Below are 15,548 nucleotides of genomic sequence, written 5' to 3' on the forward strand. Positions count from 1 at the left end.
GATCGCTGCCGGACGGGCCCATTCTGCTCGCCGAAGCGCACTCCAGGTCACCTCGGTGATCACCCGGTGGGGCATGCCGGCACAGTGGGGTTCTCTACCCAGGCGGAGACGTCCGAGCGCGTCCCTTCGCCCGCGCCTCGCCCTCGGCCAGGCGGCGGCGCAGGGCGGCCGAGTCCCCGGCGAGCGCGGTGACGAGCACGCCGGGCCCGGTCAGCGGCAGCACCGCCAGCCCCTCGCCCGCGTACGGCTCGGCGGCGACGCCGGGCCCCGCCAGCAGGACCGCGCCGACCGCCGTGGCCGTGCCGAGCACCGCGCCGCTCGCCCGGACCACCGGATCGTCCAGGCCCAGCTCGTGCCGCAGGAGGGGCACGCCGTCGACCGTCACGTCGAAGCGACTCGTATGGGCGCCGGGCCGTTCTCCGTACCGGCCCAGGATCAGCTCCTCCCGCCACCGCAGCGTCGCGTCCCCGGCGAGATCGACCACGGCCAGCGCCCGATGGCGGGACCCGACGACCGTCACGGTGGGCTCGGGCGCGAAGTCCAGACGACCCCCGGCCCCGACCGTCGCCCGCACCACGAAGCGGGACTCCCCATCGCCCGGCAACGCCGCGGTGCTCGCCGCCGATCGGACGGCCAGTCGCGCGCCGGGGCCCACCTCCACGTCCAGCGCCAGCTCGTCCCCGCCCAGCGGCCCCGCCGCCGCCCCCACCAGGTAGACGGCGTCCGGGGTCTCGCGGAGCGCCAGCGGCCCGTCCGACCGCAGCCGCGTCAGCCGGGTCCGGCCCGACGCGTCGCATTCGGCGGTCACCCCGGCGCGGGCCGAGTAGCCCCGGGTCATGCCACCGGATGCCGGTGGTGCAGCAGCCCTCGCACCCAGCCCGCCACCGACGCCGCCTCCGGCTCCTCCCGCAGCGACGTGAACCGCACGGGGCGGTCGCCGCGCACGGCGGCGGCGTCCCGGGCCATCACGTCCAGGTCCGCGCCGACCAGCGGGGCCAGATCGGTCTTGTTGATCACGAGCAGGTCGGAGGTCGACACCCCGGGGCCGCCCTTGCGGGGCACCTTGTCGCCGCCGGAGACGTCCAGCACGAAGATCTGCCGGTCCACCAGGCCCCGGCTGAAGGTGGCGGTGAGGTTGTCGCCGCCGCTCTCCACGATGATCAGGTCCAGCGGGCCGTGCCGCCGCTCCAGCTCCTCCACCGCGTCCAGGTTGGCGGAGATGTCGTCCCGGATGGCGGTGTGCGGACAGCAGCCGGTCCGCACCGCCGTGATCCGGTCGTCGGACAGCACCGCGTTCCGCCGCAGGAAGTCGGCGTCCTCGGTGGTGTAGATGTCGTTGGTCACCACCGCCAGCGACAGTTCGTCGCGCAGCGTCCGGCACAGCGCCGCGGTGAGCGCCGTCTTGCCGCTGCCCACGGGCCCGCCGATGCCCAGCCGCAGCGCCCGGCCCTCCGTGGCCCGGGCGGTGTGCGGGTCGTCGCCGTGAAAGGCTCCCATCGGTCCTCCAAACGGATCAGGATTCGAACAGGCGCAGATCGGCCCGCAGGTGCAGTTCGGCGTACACGTCCAGCATCGGGGCGGACACCGCCGGCAGGTCCGCCGGGTCCCCGGTCGCGCAGGCCGCGGCCCGCGCGGCGACCGCGTCGATCTCGTCCGCCAGCCCCGCCAACACCCGGTGCACGGCCAACGGATCCAACCCGAGCAGCCGGACGGCGGCCGACGCCGGCCCGGTCACCGCCCCGTACGCCGCGACCAACGCCGCCGCCCGCGCACCCCGCCCCGCGTCCTCAGGGCGATCGTCGTACGGGGGCGGGGGAGGCGACGAAGTGCCGAGATCGCCGCCGGTCGCGCCGTGACGGTCGTCCGAGGACGCGGTGGTCGGCCCTTGGGCGGCGACGGCCGCGCCGAGCACGACGGGGTGGTGCGGGCCGCTCTCGTTCAACCCGGCGAGCGTGCCGAGGACGGCGTCCGGCCATGCGATCCGGACCGCGCGCAGCAGTGATCGGCCCTGCGCCCGGGACGCCCGCCGTTGGGCGGGGGAGGGGGTGCGGGCGTCGGCCTCTCGGTCGAGGCGCGCCCAGCCCTCCGGCCCGCATGCGTGGGCCGCCGCCGCGATCGCGGCGGCGACCAGCCCGGACGTGGCCAGCCGGCCGCGCAGGAACGACTCCAGCCCGGCGACGTCGGCGACGACCCCGGCGGACGCGGCCGGTTCGAGACCGCCGGAGTGGGCGTGCCCGCCGGACGGCAGCCGGGAGTCCGCCAAGAGCAGCAACGCGGCGTCCACGGCTAGAACAGGAAGTAGCGCTGGGCCATCGGCAGCTCGGCGACCGGGGCGGGCTCCACCTCGTCGCCGTCGATGGTCACGGTGAACGTGTCCGGATCCACCTCGATGCGCGGGAGCGCGTCGTTCAACGGCAGATCCGCCTTGCCCACGCCGCGGGTGTCCTTGACCGGGACCATCGCGCGCCGCACGGCGACCCGGTCGGCCAGCCCGTCGTCCACCGCCGCCTGCGAGACGAAGTGCAGCGACGTCCCGGCGGCGACCACCGGCACGGCCCCGAACATGGGGCGCGGCAGCACCGGCTGCGGCGTCGGGATGGACGCGTTGGCGTCGCCCATCGCCGCCCAGGCGATCATGCCGCCCTTGAGCACCACGGCGGGCCGCACCCCGAAGAACGCCGGGTCCCACAGCACCAGGTCGGCCAGCTTGCCCGGCTCGACCGAGCCGACCTCGCCGTCCAGGCCGTGCGCGACGGCCGGGTTGATCGTGTACTTGGCCACGTACCGGCGGGCCCGCAGATTGTCGGCCGGCTCCGCGCCGGGCAGGTCCCCGCGCCGCGCCTTCATCACGTGCGCGGTCTGCCAGGTCCGGATCACGGTCTCGCCGATCCGTCCCATGGCCTGCGAGTCCGAGCCGATCATCGAGATCGCGCCCAGGTCGTGCAGCACGTCCTCGGCCGCCATGGTGGTCGGGCGGATCCGCGACTCGGCGAACGCCAGGTCCTCGGGCACCGACGGGTTGAGGTGGTGGCACACCATCAGCATGTCGAGGTGCTCGTCGAGCGTGTTGACGGTGTGCGGCCGGGTCGGGTTGGTCGAGGACGGCAGCACGTTGGGATGCGCCGCCACCGTGATGATGTCGGGCGCGTGCCCGCCGCCCGCCCCCTCCGTGTGGTAAGCGTGGATCGACCGGCCCGCGATCGCCGCGAGCGTCGACTCCACGTACCCGGCCTCGTTCAGGGTGTCGGAGTGCAGCGCCACCTGGACCCCCGAGGCGTCGGCCACCTTGAGGCACGCGTCGATCGCGGCGGGGGTGGACCCCCAGTCCTCGTGCAGTTTGAACCCGGACGCCCCGGCCCGCAACTGCTCCCACAGGGCGTCCTCCGACACCGTGTTGCCCTTGCCCAGCAGCGCCACGTTGACCGGCCAGGAGTCGAGCGCCTCGAGCATCCGGTGCAGGTGCCAGGCCCCGGTCACGGTGGTCGCCTTGGTGCCCTCGGCCGGGCCCGTTCCGCCGCCGAGCAGCGTGGTGACACCCGCGCCGAGCGCCTCCTCCAGCAGTTGGGGACAGATCAGGTGGACGTGGGAGTCGATCGCCCCCGCCGTCAGGATCTTCCCGTTGCCCGCCAGCACCTCGGTGGACGGCCCGATCACCAGGTCGGGATGCACCCCGTCCATCGTGTCGGGGTTGCCGGCCTTGCCCAGCGCCACGATCCGCCCGTCGCGCACCCCGACGTCGGCCTTGACGACCCCCCAGTGGTCGAGCACCACCGCGCCCGTGATCACCAGGTCGACGGCGCCCTCCGCGCGCGTCGTCCGGGCCTGGCCCATGGACTCCCGGATCACCTTGCCGCCGCCGAACACCGCCTCGTCGCCGGCTCCGGCGGGCCCCATGGAACGGTCCTCGGTGACCTCGACGAACAGGTTCGTGTCGGCCAGCCGGATCCGGTCGCCGACCGTGGGCCCGTACAGCGCCGCGTACCGCGCCCGTGACAGCTCAGTCATCGAGCGCCCCCGCGCTCTCGGCCCGCAGCCCCGGCACCACGCGACGCCCCGCCAACGGCACCAGCGACACGTCCCGGGTGATCCCGGGCTCGAACCGCACCGCCGTCCCCGCGGGAACGTCCAGCCGGCGGCCCCACGCGGCGTCCCGGTCGAACGCCAACGCCGGATTGGCCGCCGCGAAGTGATAGTGCGACCCCACCTGCACCGGCCGGTCACCGGTGTTGACCACCGTCACCGCCACCCGCTCGCGCCCCGGGTTCAGCGCCACAACGCCCTCGCCGGGCACCACCTCGCCCGGGATCACGGGATCGGCCTGTGCACGGTGACGAGCTTGGTCCCGTCGGGGAAGGTCGCCTCGATCTGCACCGACTCCAGCATCTCCGGAACGCCCTCCATCACGTCGTCCCGGGTCAGCACGGCCCGTCCGGCCTCCATCAGCTCGGCGACCCCGCGCCCGTCCCGGGCGCCCTCCAGCACGTACGCCGCGATGATCGCGGTCGACTCCGGATGGTTGAGCCGCAGTCCGCGCGCCCGCCGCTCCCTGGCCACCTGCGCGGCCACATGGATCAGCAGTCGTTCCTGCTCATGTGGGGTGATCAGCACCCGCCCGACGCTAGTGCCCCGCACCCGGACCACAACGCCCCGATTGCGAATTTAACGGCGAATTAACGAACATCCTTGCCGAAGCGCCCGACATCGCCGGATCCGGTCGGAGGACGTTCGCCGATCGGGTGGTGATCGTTTGGAAACACGGTCCTTACCCGGGGGGAGGGCGACGGAAACGGAACGGTCCAAGACTCCGTGCGTCGAGATCTTGGAGGTGTTCCTTGCCGACAAGGGAACAAACACAGGGGTACAGCCGGCGTTCCTTCCTCACCCGAGTGGGGGCGACCGGCGGCGCGGGGGCGATGTTCGCCACGATGGGCGCGCTGGGTCTGGCGCCGTCCGCGGAGGCCGCGACCAAGGTGCCCTTCCAGCCGCCGAGTCCTTCGGACTTCCGCCTCAAGGGGCGCGGGGCGGCGAAGGTGCTCGTGCTGGGCGGCGGTGTCGCGGGGCTGGCCGCCGCCTATGAGCTGGGCAAGGCCGGCTACCGCGTCACGGTGCTGGAGGCCCAGGACAGGGTGGGCGGTCGCAACCTCACGTTGCGCGGCGGCGACCGACTGCACGAGATGGGCGGGGAGACGCAGCGCTCCCGGTTCGGCGAGGGCACCTACTTCAACGCCGGGCCGGCGCGCATCGCGCAGTGGATGACCACCATGGACTATTGCCGTGAGCTCGGCGTGCCGCTGGAGGTGTTCACCAACGGCAACGCCGAGGCCTATATCTACAACGAGTCCGCCGGGATGAAGGCTCCGGTGAAATGGCGCACCGCCAAGGCCGACGTCTACGGGTACGTCTCCGAGCTGCTGGCCAAGGCCACCGACCAGGGGGCGTTGGACGGGCGGCTCACCGCGGCCGACAAGGAGCGGCTGCTCTCGTTCCTGTCCGGCTTCGGGGCGATCGGCTCCAAGGCCAACGGGTACGCGTACACCGGCACCGACCGGCGGGGATACACGATCGACCCGGGGGCGGGGGAGCAGCCGGGCACCCTCCTCGGGGCGCCGCCGTCGCTGTCGGACGTCTTCGCCAGCGGGGTGGGCAGGTCGTTCTCGTTCGAGTTCGGCTACAGCCAGGCCATGCTGATGTTCCAGCCGGTCGGTGGCATGGACGCCATCCCGCGGGCGCTGGCCAAGGCGGTGGGGCGGGACAAGATCCGCACCGGCGCCAAGGTCACGAAGATCACCAACCTGGCGCAGGGCGTGCGCGTGGAGTACGTCGTCGACGGCCGCACCAGGGTCGCCGAGGCCGACTACGTGATCGCCACACTGCCGCCGCAGATCCTGGCGAAGATCCCGCACAACCTCGGCGCGGGCGTGCAGTCGGCCCTGGCCATGCCGGTCCCGGTGTCCACCGGCAAGATCGGCCTGGAGTACCGCCGCCGCTGGTGGGAGCAGGACGAGAACATCTACGGCGGCATCACCAACACCGACCTGGACGTGTCCACGATCTGGTACCCGTCCTACGGCTACCACGGGCGCGGCGGGCTGGTCGTCGGCTACTACAACTTCGGGGGCGCCGCCGACGCGTACGCGACCATGACGCACGCCGACCGGCTCGCACGGGCCCTCGCCCAGGGCGCCAAGATCCACGGGGACCGGTACCGGCGGGACCTCGCGGCGTCCATGTCCATCGCATGGCGGAGACAGCCCCATATCGAGGGCGGCTGGATCTCTTGGCCGTCCCGTGGCGCGGAGTACCGCCTGCTCAATCAAGCGCAGGGGAACGTCTACTACTGCGGCGACTGGCTCAGCTACGAGATCGCCTGGCAGCACGGCTCGTTCGAGTCGGCGCGCAAGGTCGTCTCCGAGCTCCACCAGCGGGTCCTGGCGTCCTAGGAGGAACGATGCGTCGCAAGGTCATCACCGGAGCCGTCTCCGCCGCCGTGCTCGTGGGGCTGGGCGGGGCCGCCTCCGCCGCGCCCGAGCGCACCCCCCGGCCCCCCAAGCCCACCGAGGTCCGCCCGGCGCTGCCCGAGGGGCAGAGCAACCCGTCCATCGCCGGCGGGGTCGGGGTCGGCTCGCTGGTCACCACGTACACCTCCAGCGGCCTCGGCCCGGCGGGGGCCAACACCTCCGCCCCCGCGGGCACGCCGGAACGTTACGTCGACTTCCCCGGGGGCGTCCTGCCGCCCGGGGTCACCCTCACCGAGGCCCAGTCCATCAACGCGCTGAAGCAGATCGGCGAGAACCTCAAGGCCGCCGGGCTCACGCCCCGCGACGTGATCTCGATGCGCGCCTACCTGAGCAACCCGCCCGGGTCCGACGTCGCGGACTTCGCCGGGTGGAACCGCGCCTACCGCCAGTTCTACGCCAACACCGACCTGGTCACGCGCAAGGTGCTCGACGTCCCCTTGGGGACGGCGGCGCCCGCGCCGCCGATGTACGCCAACCCGGCACGGCCCGCCCGCGTCACGCTGGAGATCGAGAACCTGCCGGTCCAGGGCTGGCTGGTCGAGGTCGAGGTCGTCGCCGCCTATCGCCACCGCTGAGCACGGGACGCCCCCGCCGGTGCGGGGATCCGGCACCGGCGGGGGCGTCCCGGTCCACAGATGGGAGAAGTCGTTGCCGGAGCCTCTCAGCCGCCGCACGTTCCTCGGCCGGACCGGAGCGGGCGCGGCGGTCGTGGCCGGGGGCGTGATCGCCGGAGCCCCCGCGCTCGGCGGCCCCGCCGCGGCCCGGACCGCCGTCGACCCCGCCGCCCTCGACCCGCTGGCGCTGCTCCGGCGGATGCTGGCCTTCGACACCCAGAACTTCGGCGAGGGCGGCGTGACCAGGCCGCACGCCGAGATGCTCAAGGCGGTGTGGGACTCGGCGGGCGTCCCCGCCGAGATCATTCCGACCCCCAAGGCCGACAACGTCCATCTCGTCGCCCGGGTGCGCGGCACGACCGCCGGACCGCCGCTGTTGTTGCTGGGACATTCCGACGTCGTCCCGGTGGAGCGTGCCCAATGGTCGGTGGACCCGTTCGCCGGAGTGGTCAGGGACGGCCAGGTCCACGGCCGCGGCGCCCTCGACATGAAGGGCGCCAACGCCGCGTTCATCGCCGCCCTGCTGCGCCACCTGCGGGAGGGCGCCCGGTTCGAACGCGACGTCATCGTGCTGACCGACTGCGACGAGGAGGCCGGCCCGTACGGCTCCCGCTGGCTGGCCGCCAACCATTGGGCCAAGGTCGACGCCGGCATGGTGCTGACCGAGGGCGGCTGGTTCCTGGCGCAACGCGACCGGACGACGCCCATGCTCATCACCGTGACCAGGCAGGACAAGGTCTACTTCAACCTGGACCTGGTCTCCGAGGGCACTGCGACCCACTCGTCCAAGCCGATGCCCGACTCGGCCGTGGTGCGGCTGTCGCGGGCCGTGGCCGAGCTGGGGGGCTGGCTCGCGCCCGCCGTCCTCACGCCCGTCACCCGCGAGTACTTCACCGCGCTCGCCGAGGCCACCGAGGACGTCGCGTTCCGCCGCGCCATCGAGTTGCTCCTGGCCGCCCGATCGCAGCGGGCCCGCGACCGGGCGGCGGCCGTGGTCGTCGCCCGCAGCTCGTACCCGTGGCTCCACCGGGCGCTGCTCCGCACCACCCACGCGTTCGTCATCGAGGACGCCGGCTACAAGGAGAACGTCATCCCGTCCACGGCCACCGTGCGGGTCAACTGCCGCGGCGTGCCGGGGGGTCAGCGCCCCCGCGACTTCCTCGCCCAGGTGCGCACCCTCCTGAAGGACCGCGACGTGACCGTGAAGCTGGTCGGCGCGGCGGGGGAGACGGAGGAGGACGCGCTGCGCAGGCTCGACGAGACCTTCGTGCGCCCTCCCTCCAGCATCGACTCGCCCCTCTTCGAGGCGATCCGGAGCGCCGCCGGGGTCACCTACCCGGGTGCGGAGTTCGTCCCGGCGCTGTTCGAGGCGGGTACGAGCCTGTACCCGTGGACGTCGCGAGGCGTCCCCGGGTACGGCGTCTACCCGTACGTCATCGACAACGACCAGCTCATCGGCATGCACGGGAACGACGAGCGCATCGGCGTCGAGGCCCTCAAGCAGGGGACCGAGTTCATGTACCGGTTGTTCGACCGTTTCCGGGTGCGGTGACCGTGCGGCCGATGCCGGGATAGTCCACCACCATGCCGTCCGCGTCGAAGACGATGTCGGCCGTGAAGCCCTCCGAGGCGTAGTTGACGACCGAGCGGTCGCCCTCCCGGCGGACGAACGTGTACGTCTGCGGCGACGGCGTCACCGTCAGCTCCGGCACCGAGACCCACGCCATCAGGTGCTCGACCGGCCCGCCGCCCTCCAGGAGACCCGCCCGCAGCACGGGCATGGTGTTGGTCAGCGGCGACAGCCCCAGGTCGCAGTCCAGCGCGCCCTTGAGGGCGGACGCGTCCCCGCCGGGCGGGGGCATCGCCAGGTGCCCGGTGGCCCTCGCCCGGACCGTCCAGACCTCGTCGGGCCCGTTGGCGAGTTCGAGGGAACGACGCCAGGGCCCGGTCTCCGGATCGAGCCCCTCGGCCCGCACCAGCAGCCGGGCGGTCACGTACCCGTCGGCCGTGGCCAACTCGTACTCCAGCCGGTAGGGCAGGGGCCCGCCGCCGACCGCCCACCCGGCGGCGGTCAGGGAGCGGCCCTCGAACTCCACCTCGGCCAGTTCGGCGCCCTCGTCCTTCACCCACACCACGGATCTCGTCATGAAGATCGTTATGCCCCGGACGACGCCGCGGACCCCTGTCGGGACCGTCGGAGCGGCCCGAGATGTCGGAGGCCGGGAATAGACTCACGGCGTGGCAGGCCGGATTCGCAACGAGGACATCGCGCTCGTCCGTGACAGGTCGCCCATCGCCGACGTCGTGGGGGATTACCTCCAGCTTCGGAACGCGGGTGGCGGCGACCTCAAGGGGCTGTGCCCGTTTCATGACGAGAAGTCGCCGTCGTTCAACGTGACGCCGGCGCGCGGGCTCTACTGGTGCTTCGGGTGCGGTGAGGGCGGCGACGTCATCACCTTCGTCCAGAAGATGGAGCACCTGTCGTTCGCCGAGTCGGTGGAGCGGCTGGCCGCCAAGGCGGGTGTGGAGCTGCGCTACGAGGAGGGCGGCTACAGCCCCCGCCAGGACGGGCAGCGGGCCCGGCTGGTCGAGGCGCACAAGGCGGCGGCCCAGTACTACGCCGAGCGGCTGTCGTCCGACGAGGCGTCGATCGGGCGGAGGTTCCTGGCCGAGCGGGGGTTCGAGGCCGCGCACGCCGAGCACTTCGGCGTCGGCTACGCCCCCCGCGAGTGGGAGGCCCTCGTCCGGCACCTGCGCGGTCGCGGCTTCAGCGACCAGGAGCTGGTCGCCGGCGGGCTGGCCAGGGAGGGGCGGCGCGGCCCGGTCGACCGGTTCCGGGGGCGGCTGATCTGGCCGATCCGCGACATGACCGGTGACGTCATCGGGTTCGGCGCGCGCAAGCTGTTCGACAACGACGACGGCCCCAAATACCTCAACACCCCCGACTCCCCGCTCTTCAAGAAGAGCACCGTGCTCTACGGGGCCGACCTGGCGAAGAAGGAGATGGCCCGGCGGCGTCAGGCGGTGATCGTCGAGGGCTACACCGACGTGATGGCCTGCCATCTGGCCGGGGTGCCGACGGCCGTGGCCACCTGCGGCACGTCCTTCGGCGAGGACCACGCCAAGCTGCTGCGCCGGCTGCTGATGGACCAGGCCGACGCCCGCGCCGAGATCATCTTCACCTTCGACGGGGACGCCGCCGGGCAGCGCGCCGCGCTCCGCGCCTACGCCCAGGACCAGCGGCTGGTCTCGCAGACCTTCGTGGCCGTGCAGGCCGACGGGCTCGACCCCTGCGACCTGCGGCTCCAGCACGGCGACGCGGCGGTGCGCGACCTGGTGGCCTCCCGCCGGCAGTTGTTCGAGTTCGTCATCCGCACCACCATCGAGGGCTTCGACACGAGCACCAACGAGGGCCGGCTCGCCGCGCTCGACGCCGCCGCCCCCGTGGTGGCGGGCATCAAGGACGCCGGGCTCCGCAAGATGTACGCCGTCAGCCTCGATCGCTGGCTGGGCATCATGGACGAGGAGTTCGTGCTCCGCCGCATCCGGGAGCAGAGCGTCCGGCGTCCGGCGTCCGGCGGCCGGGAGCGCCCCGACAGGCGTCAGGACGCCTCCGGCGAGCAGGCGGACGGCGAGCGGCCCCGACGTCCCGAGGCCGACCCGAACGACCCCGACGTGCGGCGCGAGTGGGAGCTGCTCCAGTTCGCGGTGCAGCGTCCGGCGACCCTCGGCCCCGCCTTCGACGAGCTGCCGGTGTCGGCGTTCGCCGCCGCGCCGCACGCCGCCGTGCGCGCCGTGATCGCCGAGGCGGGCGGGGTGGCCGCCGCGACCGGTCCGGACTGGGCCGTGCGGCTGCGTGAGGCGGCCCCGAACGAGCAGGTCGCGGGCCTGGTCACCCGGCTGGCGGTGGAGCCGTTGCGCACCTCCGGAGAAACGGATGACCGCTACGCGGCGGAGTTGCTCGCCCGAATCACCGAACGCCAGCTCACCGCCGAGATCGCCGCACTGAAGGTTAAACTCGAACGGCTGAATCCGGCCGAGCGCCCCGAGGACTACAGCCGGCTGTTCGGCGATCTTGTGGCCCTTGAGCAGCAGCGACGCGTGATGCGTGAGCGCGCCATCGGGTCGCTATAGCACACCCTCCCGAAAAATGGGTGCTGTGATCTCGCGCCGGATTGACGCACACTGTCACTGTGGGCCCTACGGTGCTGCCAAGCGAAGCGCCATCGGTTGACCAGGTGGCGGACCTCGTCGCGCGTGGGAGAGAGCGCGGCGGCGTGACCGTCGAGGACGTGACGGCCGCGATCGATCGCTCCGAACTGCCGGCCGACTCGCTTGACAGGGTCGTCTGGATGCTCGCCGAGCAGGGGGTGGAGGTCCTCGAGTCTCCCAGTGAGACCGAGGAGTCCACGCGAGCGGACGATCCCGGCAAGCGTGCGCCGACGAGCGACCTGGTCCGGATCTACCTGCGAGAGATCGGGCGCGTACCGCTGCTGACGGCAGAAGATGAAGTCGAACTCGCGAAATCGATCGAGGCGGGACTGTTCGCCGAGGAGAAACTGGCCCGCGCGGCCATCCTCTCCCCGGTGGAACGGCTCGACCTCGAACTGCTCGCCCGGGACGGGGACCGGGCGAAGCAACGTTTGATCGAGGCCAATCTGCGGCTGGTGGTCTCGATCGCCAAACGCTATGTGGGTCGGGGAATGCTGTTCCTCGACCTCATTCAGGAGGGCAATCTCGGGCTGATCCGCGCGGTCGAGAAATTCGACTACACCAAGGGCTTCAAGTTCTCCACCTACGCCACCTGGTGGATCCGTCAGGCCATCACCAGGGCGATCGCCGACCAGGCCCGCACCATCCGGATCCCCGTCCACATGGTGGAGACCATCAACAAGCTCGTCCGGGTGCAGCGCCAACTCCACCAGGACCTCGGGCGGGAGCCGGCGCCGGACGAGATCGCCGCCGAGATGGGGCTGTCCCCCGAGCGGGTCGTCGAGATCCAGCGCATCTCCCAGGAGCCGGTGTCCCTGCAGTCGCCGATCGGAGAGGAGGACTCCGACCTCGGCGACTTCATCGAGGACGCCGACGCCGTGGTCCCCATCGAGGCCGCGGCGTTCATCCTGCTCCAGGACCAACTGGAGGACATCCTCTGCACCCTGTCGGACCGCGAGCAGCGCATCATCCAGTTGCGCTTCGGGCTGTCCGACGGCCATCCCCGCACCCTGGAGGAGGTCGGGCGCGAGTTCGGGGTGACCCGAGAGCGCATCCGCCAGATCGAGTCCAAGACGCTGGCCAAGCTCCGCCATCCCTCCCGGGCCCAAATGCTCCGCGAGTACTTGGACTGACGCCGCGCCGGTCCGGGGGCGGAGACCCCCGGACCCGCGGGGTCTCTAAGATCGGGCCCATGACGGCTCCCTCCCTGGACGGACGGCGGTTCCGCGCCGTCGCCGACGTGGTCGGCGGCGAGGTCGGAACGGCCACCGCGTTCACCTACCACGAGCGCGACGGCGAGATCTGGGCCGACTACGGCGGCGGCGCGATCCGCCGCGGTCACCTGGTCGGCACCCGCGTCGGCGACCGCCTCGACTTCCGGTACGCCCAGCTCAACGCGTCCGGCGAGACCGCCGTCGGGCACTGCGTGACCGAGGTGCGGGTGCTTCCGGACGGCCGGCTGCGGCTGGAGGAGACGTGGGAATGGGAGTCTCGCCCGGGTTCGGGCACCAGCGTGGTGGAAGAGGTCGTTGACGGGGCATAAACGTCCGTTGGTCGTCTACGGTGGGATGCATGCTGATCGTCACGACTGATGTCCTTCCGGGCTACGAGATCCGCCGCGTGCTCGGCGAGGTGCTCGGGGTGGCCGTGCAGACCGACCAGGGGGCCGTGCCGGGCACCGGCTCCTCGCCCAGCAGCGGCACCTTCCGCATGACGGGGGAGCAGCCCGCCATCGGCCTGGCCGCCACGCGGCGCGAGGCCCTGCAGCGCCTCGGCGAGGAGGCCCGCCGGATGGGCGCCACCGCCGTCATCGGCATGTGCTTCGACAACGCCTTCGTGAGCGGCGGCGCCGGGCGCGGCGGCCACGAGGTCTGCGCGTACGGCACTGCGGTGGTGGCCGAGTTCGCCCAGCACCAGGGCCAGGGCCAGAACCCCGGCATGGCCAAGGTCGCCCCCCAGCCGCAGGGCGTCCCCCCGTACGTGGAGGCCCAGCCGGGCCGTCCGCCGATGGTCGCCCGCAACCTCACGATCGGCATGCACGGCGAGCCTCCGCGCTGACCCTTCGCGCCCCGACGCGGCGCTCGGGCCGGATGTGGCCAGGGCGGGCCCGCTAACCCCCGGCGGCGCGTTCGGCCCTGACGCGGTCCACGACATCGCGCGCGGCGGTCTTGATCGACTCCAGCTCCTGGAGATAGGCCCAGTAGTCGGGATGGGCGCCGCGCAGCCCCCGTCCGGCCGCCTCCAGTCGTTCGACCAGGGCGTCCAGCGTGCGGGCGTGCTGCGGGGAGATCGCCGAGCCCGCGCCGACGACCAGCTTCTGCGCGTCGCGGACCGCGAAGCGGACGGCCTCGGCGGGACGCGCCGGATCCTCGGCGGCGGCGTCCAGATCCGCCAGCCTGCCGGTGACCTGGCCCGCCCGGCGGTCGGCGGCGGTCAGCTCGGTGCGGGCGGCGGTCAGGGAGCGCTGCGCGTCGGCCCAACGCCCGGCCTCGGCGTGCGCCCGGGCCTCGGCGATGCGCTCCCGGGCCCGCGCGACGCCGTCCTCGATGGCGGCGGGCGCATCCTTGAGATCCTGCCAACAGCCCGCCGAGTAGCCGCGCAGCAGCCTGCTCATCGCCGCCCGCACGGGCTCGGCCCGACCCGCCACGACGTCCACCCGGGTACGGACGGCGGTCAGCGCGTGGCGGACCTTCTCGGCGGCGCGAGGCAGCTCCTCGGCCTGCTCGCGGGCGGTGTCGGCCAGCCGCCGCACCTCGTCGGCGACCTCCAGCGCGCCGGCCAGCCCCAGCCCGCCCAGCCCCTGGGACGACAGCCGCGCCAAAGACCGGCGGGCCTCTTCGAGAAGCTCCAGGGGCTCCCCGGCGTCCATGCCCGCCGACGTGGCCCGCGTGATCGCGTCGTCGGCGGCGGCGACCGCGTCGCGGGCCGCCCCCAGTTTGGGCGGCAGGCGGTCGAGGGCCGCCTCCAGCCTCGCCATGGTGTCGGACAGCCGGGCGGCGAAGCCGTTCAGATCGCCGGTGACCTTGGTCAGCCCGTCGGTCACCGCGATCAGGGCGCGGCGGGCGGCGTCGTACTCCGCCGCGGTCCCGTCCAGGTCGTCGAGATCGTGGGCGTCCAGCACCGCGATGTAGGCCGCCGAGGCGGTGTCGGCCGAGCCGTTCAGGGCGGCCAGCTCGCGCTGGGCGGAGTCGGCCGCGGCGGCGTCCAGGTCGGCGAACACCGTGACCCGCCCGCCGACGTACCGTTGGGCCTGATCCATCTCGTAGAAGGCGGACGCCGCCTCCTCCCGCGCCTTGGCCGCCGCGGCCCTGGCCGACTCGGCGCCCCCGTCACGGCGGCCCCGACGACGCTGCTCGCCCGCTCCCCGCAATGCGCCTCCGCCGTCCGTTCCATGTCCGGGCCGGGCGCGACGGGCCCGCCGCGCCACGGCCCACGGTCAGTCCCCCCTAGTCTCGCGCACGACGGGCCGTGCGTTCACCGTCGTGCACCGTTCTGTTCCACCGGCGGGGGGCCGACGGAACGTGATGGAACGGATAGCATCGCCACGACGTCTTATGGATGTCGGATGACGGTCGATGACGACACGAAGAGCGATTCTGGAGGCACTGTGGGTGTCAGTCTGAGCAAGGGCGGAAATGTCTCGCTCACCAAGCAGGCGCCGGGGCTGACCGCGGTCACCGTGGGGCTCGGCTGGGACGTCCGCACCACCACCGGGACGGATTTCGACCTCGACGCCTCCGCCATCGTGCTCGACGCCTCCGGCAAGGTCCTGTCGGACCAGCACTTCATCTTCTTCAACAACCTGAAGACGCCGGACGGCACGGTCGAGCACACCGGTGACAACCTCACCGGCGTCGGCGAGGGCGACGACGAGCAGGTCAAGGTCGACCTGGCCGGCATGGTCGCCGAGGCGCAGCGGGTGGCGTTCGCCGTGTCGATCTACGACGGCGACTCCCGCGGCCAGAGCTTCGGCCAGGTGCGCAACGCGTTCATCCGGGTGGTCAACCAGGCCGACGGGGTCGAGCTGGCCCGCTACGACCTGTCGGAGGACGCCTCCACCGAGACGGCGATGGTGTTCGGCGAGCTGTACCGCAACGGCGCCGAGTGGAAGTTCCGCGCGGTCGGCCAGGGCTACGCGTCCGGGCTGGCGGGCATCGCGACCGACTTCGGCGTCAACCTCTGATCCGACGGGCCACAGCCGGCG

At 72.8% G+C, this 15,548-nt stretch carries 16 protein-coding genes; 8 read left to right on the forward strand and 8 right to left on the reverse strand.

The window, feature by feature from the left end; all coding sequences use genetic code 11:
- Positions 1–94 precede the first annotated feature (94 nt).
- The 6 genes from DFJ69_RS23880 to DFJ69_RS23905 are packed head-to-tail and all read right to left on the reverse strand — an operon-like array spanning position 95 to position 4,608.
- Entirely contained in the window at positions 95–838 is a 744-nt protein-coding gene (locus tag DFJ69_RS23880; RefSeq protein ID WP_116024660.1) for an urease accessory protein UreD, read from the reverse strand.
- Positions 835–1,497, reverse strand: coding sequence for an urease accessory protein UreG (gene ureG / locus DFJ69_RS23885; protein ID WP_116024661.1), 663 nt, complete (start codon positions 1,495–1,497; stop codon positions 835–837). Before ureG ends, DFJ69_RS23880 begins: the two co-directional genes overlap by 4 nt.
- Positions 1,498–1,513: 16 nt before the next feature.
- Entirely contained in the window at positions 1,514–2,284 is a 771-nt protein-coding gene (locus DFJ69_RS23890) for an urease accessory protein UreF (RefSeq protein ID WP_116024662.1), read from the reverse strand.
- Between the two features lie 2 nt (positions 2,285–2,286).
- The gene (locus DFJ69_RS23895) at positions 2,287–4,005 is read right to left on the reverse strand and encodes an urease subunit alpha (protein WP_116024663.1); all 1,719 of its coding nucleotides are present in this window, start codon (positions 4,003–4,005) and stop codon (positions 2,287–2,289) included.
- Positions 3,998–4,309, reverse strand: a complete 312-nt coding sequence (locus DFJ69_RS23900) for an urease subunit beta (RefSeq protein ID WP_116024664.1) — start codon at positions 4,307–4,309, stop codon at positions 3,998–4,000. Before DFJ69_RS23900 ends, DFJ69_RS23895 begins: the two co-directional genes overlap by 8 nt.
- Positions 4,306–4,608 carry an urease subunit gamma gene (locus tag DFJ69_RS23905; protein ID WP_116024665.1) on the reverse strand — a complete coding sequence of 101 codons (303 nt, stop codon included), beginning with the start codon at positions 4,606–4,608 and terminating at the stop codon, positions 4,306–4,308. Before DFJ69_RS23905 ends, DFJ69_RS23900 begins: the two co-directional genes overlap by 4 nt.
- A 278-nt stretch (positions 4,609–4,886) precedes the next feature.
- Between DFJ69_RS23905 and DFJ69_RS23910 the strand changes: the two genes are divergently transcribed.
- The 3 genes from DFJ69_RS23910 to DFJ69_RS23920 all read left to right on the forward strand — a co-directional run bounded on the left by DFJ69_RS23910 (position 4,887) and on the right by DFJ69_RS23920 (position 8,684).
- Complete coding sequence (locus tag DFJ69_RS23910; protein ID WP_116024666.1) at positions 4,887–6,440, forward strand: flavin monoamine oxidase family protein; 1,554 nt, start codon at positions 4,887–4,889, stop codon at positions 6,438–6,440.
- Positions 6,441–6,448: 8 nt separating this feature from the next.
- On the forward strand, positions 6,449–7,093 hold the full coding sequence (locus DFJ69_RS23915) for a Rid family hydrolase (protein WP_116024667.1): 645 nt from the start codon (positions 6,449–6,451) through the stop codon (positions 7,091–7,093).
- A gap of 73 nt (positions 7,094–7,166) precedes the next feature.
- Positions 7,167–8,684, forward strand: a complete 1,518-nt coding sequence (locus DFJ69_RS23920) for a M20/M25/M40 family metallo-hydrolase (protein ID WP_211328721.1) — start codon at positions 7,167–7,169, stop codon at positions 8,682–8,684.
- On the opposite strand, the gene DFJ69_RS23925 is transcribed toward DFJ69_RS23920, so the two are convergent.
- Positions 8,647–9,279 (reverse strand): putative glycolipid-binding domain-containing protein, encoded by a 633-nt coding sequence (locus DFJ69_RS23925; protein ID WP_116024668.1) that lies wholly within the window; start codon positions 9,277–9,279, stop codon positions 8,647–8,649. The genes DFJ69_RS23920 and DFJ69_RS23925 overlap by 38 nt on opposite strands.
- A 91-nt stretch (positions 9,280–9,370) precedes the next feature.
- Here DFJ69_RS23925 and dnaG point away from each other — a divergent pair, with 91 nt between their 5' ends.
- From dnaG to DFJ69_RS23945, 4 genes are all read left to right on the forward strand, one after another.
- A complete protein-coding gene (dnaG, locus tag DFJ69_RS23930; protein WP_116024669.1) occupies positions 9,371–11,266 on the forward strand; it encodes a DNA primase in 1,896 nt (631 codons plus the stop codon).
- Positions 11,267–11,337: 71 nt separating this feature from the next.
- Entirely contained in the window at positions 11,338–12,477 is a 1,140-nt protein-coding gene (rpoD, locus tag DFJ69_RS23935) for an RNA polymerase sigma factor RpoD (protein ID WP_211328722.1), read from the forward strand.
- A gap of 59 nt (positions 12,478–12,536) precedes the next feature.
- On the forward strand, positions 12,537–12,887 hold the full coding sequence (locus DFJ69_RS23940; protein WP_116024671.1) for an avidin-fold protein: 351 nt from the start codon (positions 12,537–12,539) through the stop codon (positions 12,885–12,887).
- A 29-nt stretch (positions 12,888–12,916) separates the two neighbouring features.
- Positions 12,917–13,402, forward strand: a complete 486-nt coding sequence (locus DFJ69_RS23945; protein ID WP_116024672.1) for a YbjQ family protein — start codon at positions 12,917–12,919, stop codon at positions 13,400–13,402.
- A gap of 52 nt (positions 13,403–13,454) precedes the next feature.
- Here DFJ69_RS23945 and DFJ69_RS23950 read toward each other — a convergent pair whose 3' ends face one another.
- On the reverse strand, positions 13,455–14,714 hold the full coding sequence (locus tag DFJ69_RS23950) for a molecular chaperone DnaJ (RefSeq protein WP_116024673.1): 1,260 nt from the start codon (positions 14,712–14,714) through the stop codon (positions 13,455–13,457).
- 237 nt (positions 14,715–14,951) lie between these two features.
- Here DFJ69_RS23950 and DFJ69_RS23955 point away from each other — a divergent pair, with 237 nt between their 5' ends.
- Positions 14,952–15,527, forward strand: coding sequence for a TerD family protein (locus DFJ69_RS23955; RefSeq protein WP_116024674.1), 576 nt, complete (start codon positions 14,952–14,954; stop codon positions 15,525–15,527).
- The last annotated feature ends 21 nt before the right edge of the window (positions 15,528–15,548 follow it).

This window comes from Thermomonospora umbrina, from assembly GCF_003386555.1.
Classification (GTDB): domain Bacteria; phylum Actinomycetota; class Actinomycetes; order Streptosporangiales; family Streptosporangiaceae; genus Thermomonospora; species Thermomonospora umbrina.

Bases quoted from the DNA above. Each gene is read 5' to 3' on its own strand.
- DFJ69_RS23880 (WP_116024660.1), bottom strand. From the start codon at position 838: ATGACCCGGGGCTACTCGGCCCGCGCCGGGGTGACCGCCGAATGCGAC.
- ureG (WP_116024661.1), bottom strand. From the start codon at position 1,497: ATGGGAGCCTTTCACGGCGACGACCCGCACACCGCCCGGGCCACGGAG.
- DFJ69_RS23895 (WP_116024663.1), bottom strand. From the start codon at position 4,005: ATGACTGAGCTGTCACGGGCGCGGTACGCGGCGCTGTACGGGCCCACG.
- DFJ69_RS23915 (WP_116024667.1), top strand. From the start codon at position 6,449: ATGCGTCGCAAGGTCATCACCGGAGCCGTCTCCGCCGCCGTGCTCGTG.
- DFJ69_RS23925 (WP_116024668.1), bottom strand. From the start codon at position 9,279: ATGACGAGATCCGTGGTGTGGGTGAAGGACGAGGGCGCCGAACTGGCC.
- DFJ69_RS23940 (WP_116024671.1), top strand. From the start codon at position 12,537: ATGACGGCTCCCTCCCTGGACGGACGGCGGTTCCGCGCCGTCGCCGAC.
- DFJ69_RS23945 (WP_116024672.1), top strand. From the start codon at position 12,917: ATGCTGATCGTCACGACTGATGTCCTTCCGGGCTACGAGATCCGCCGC.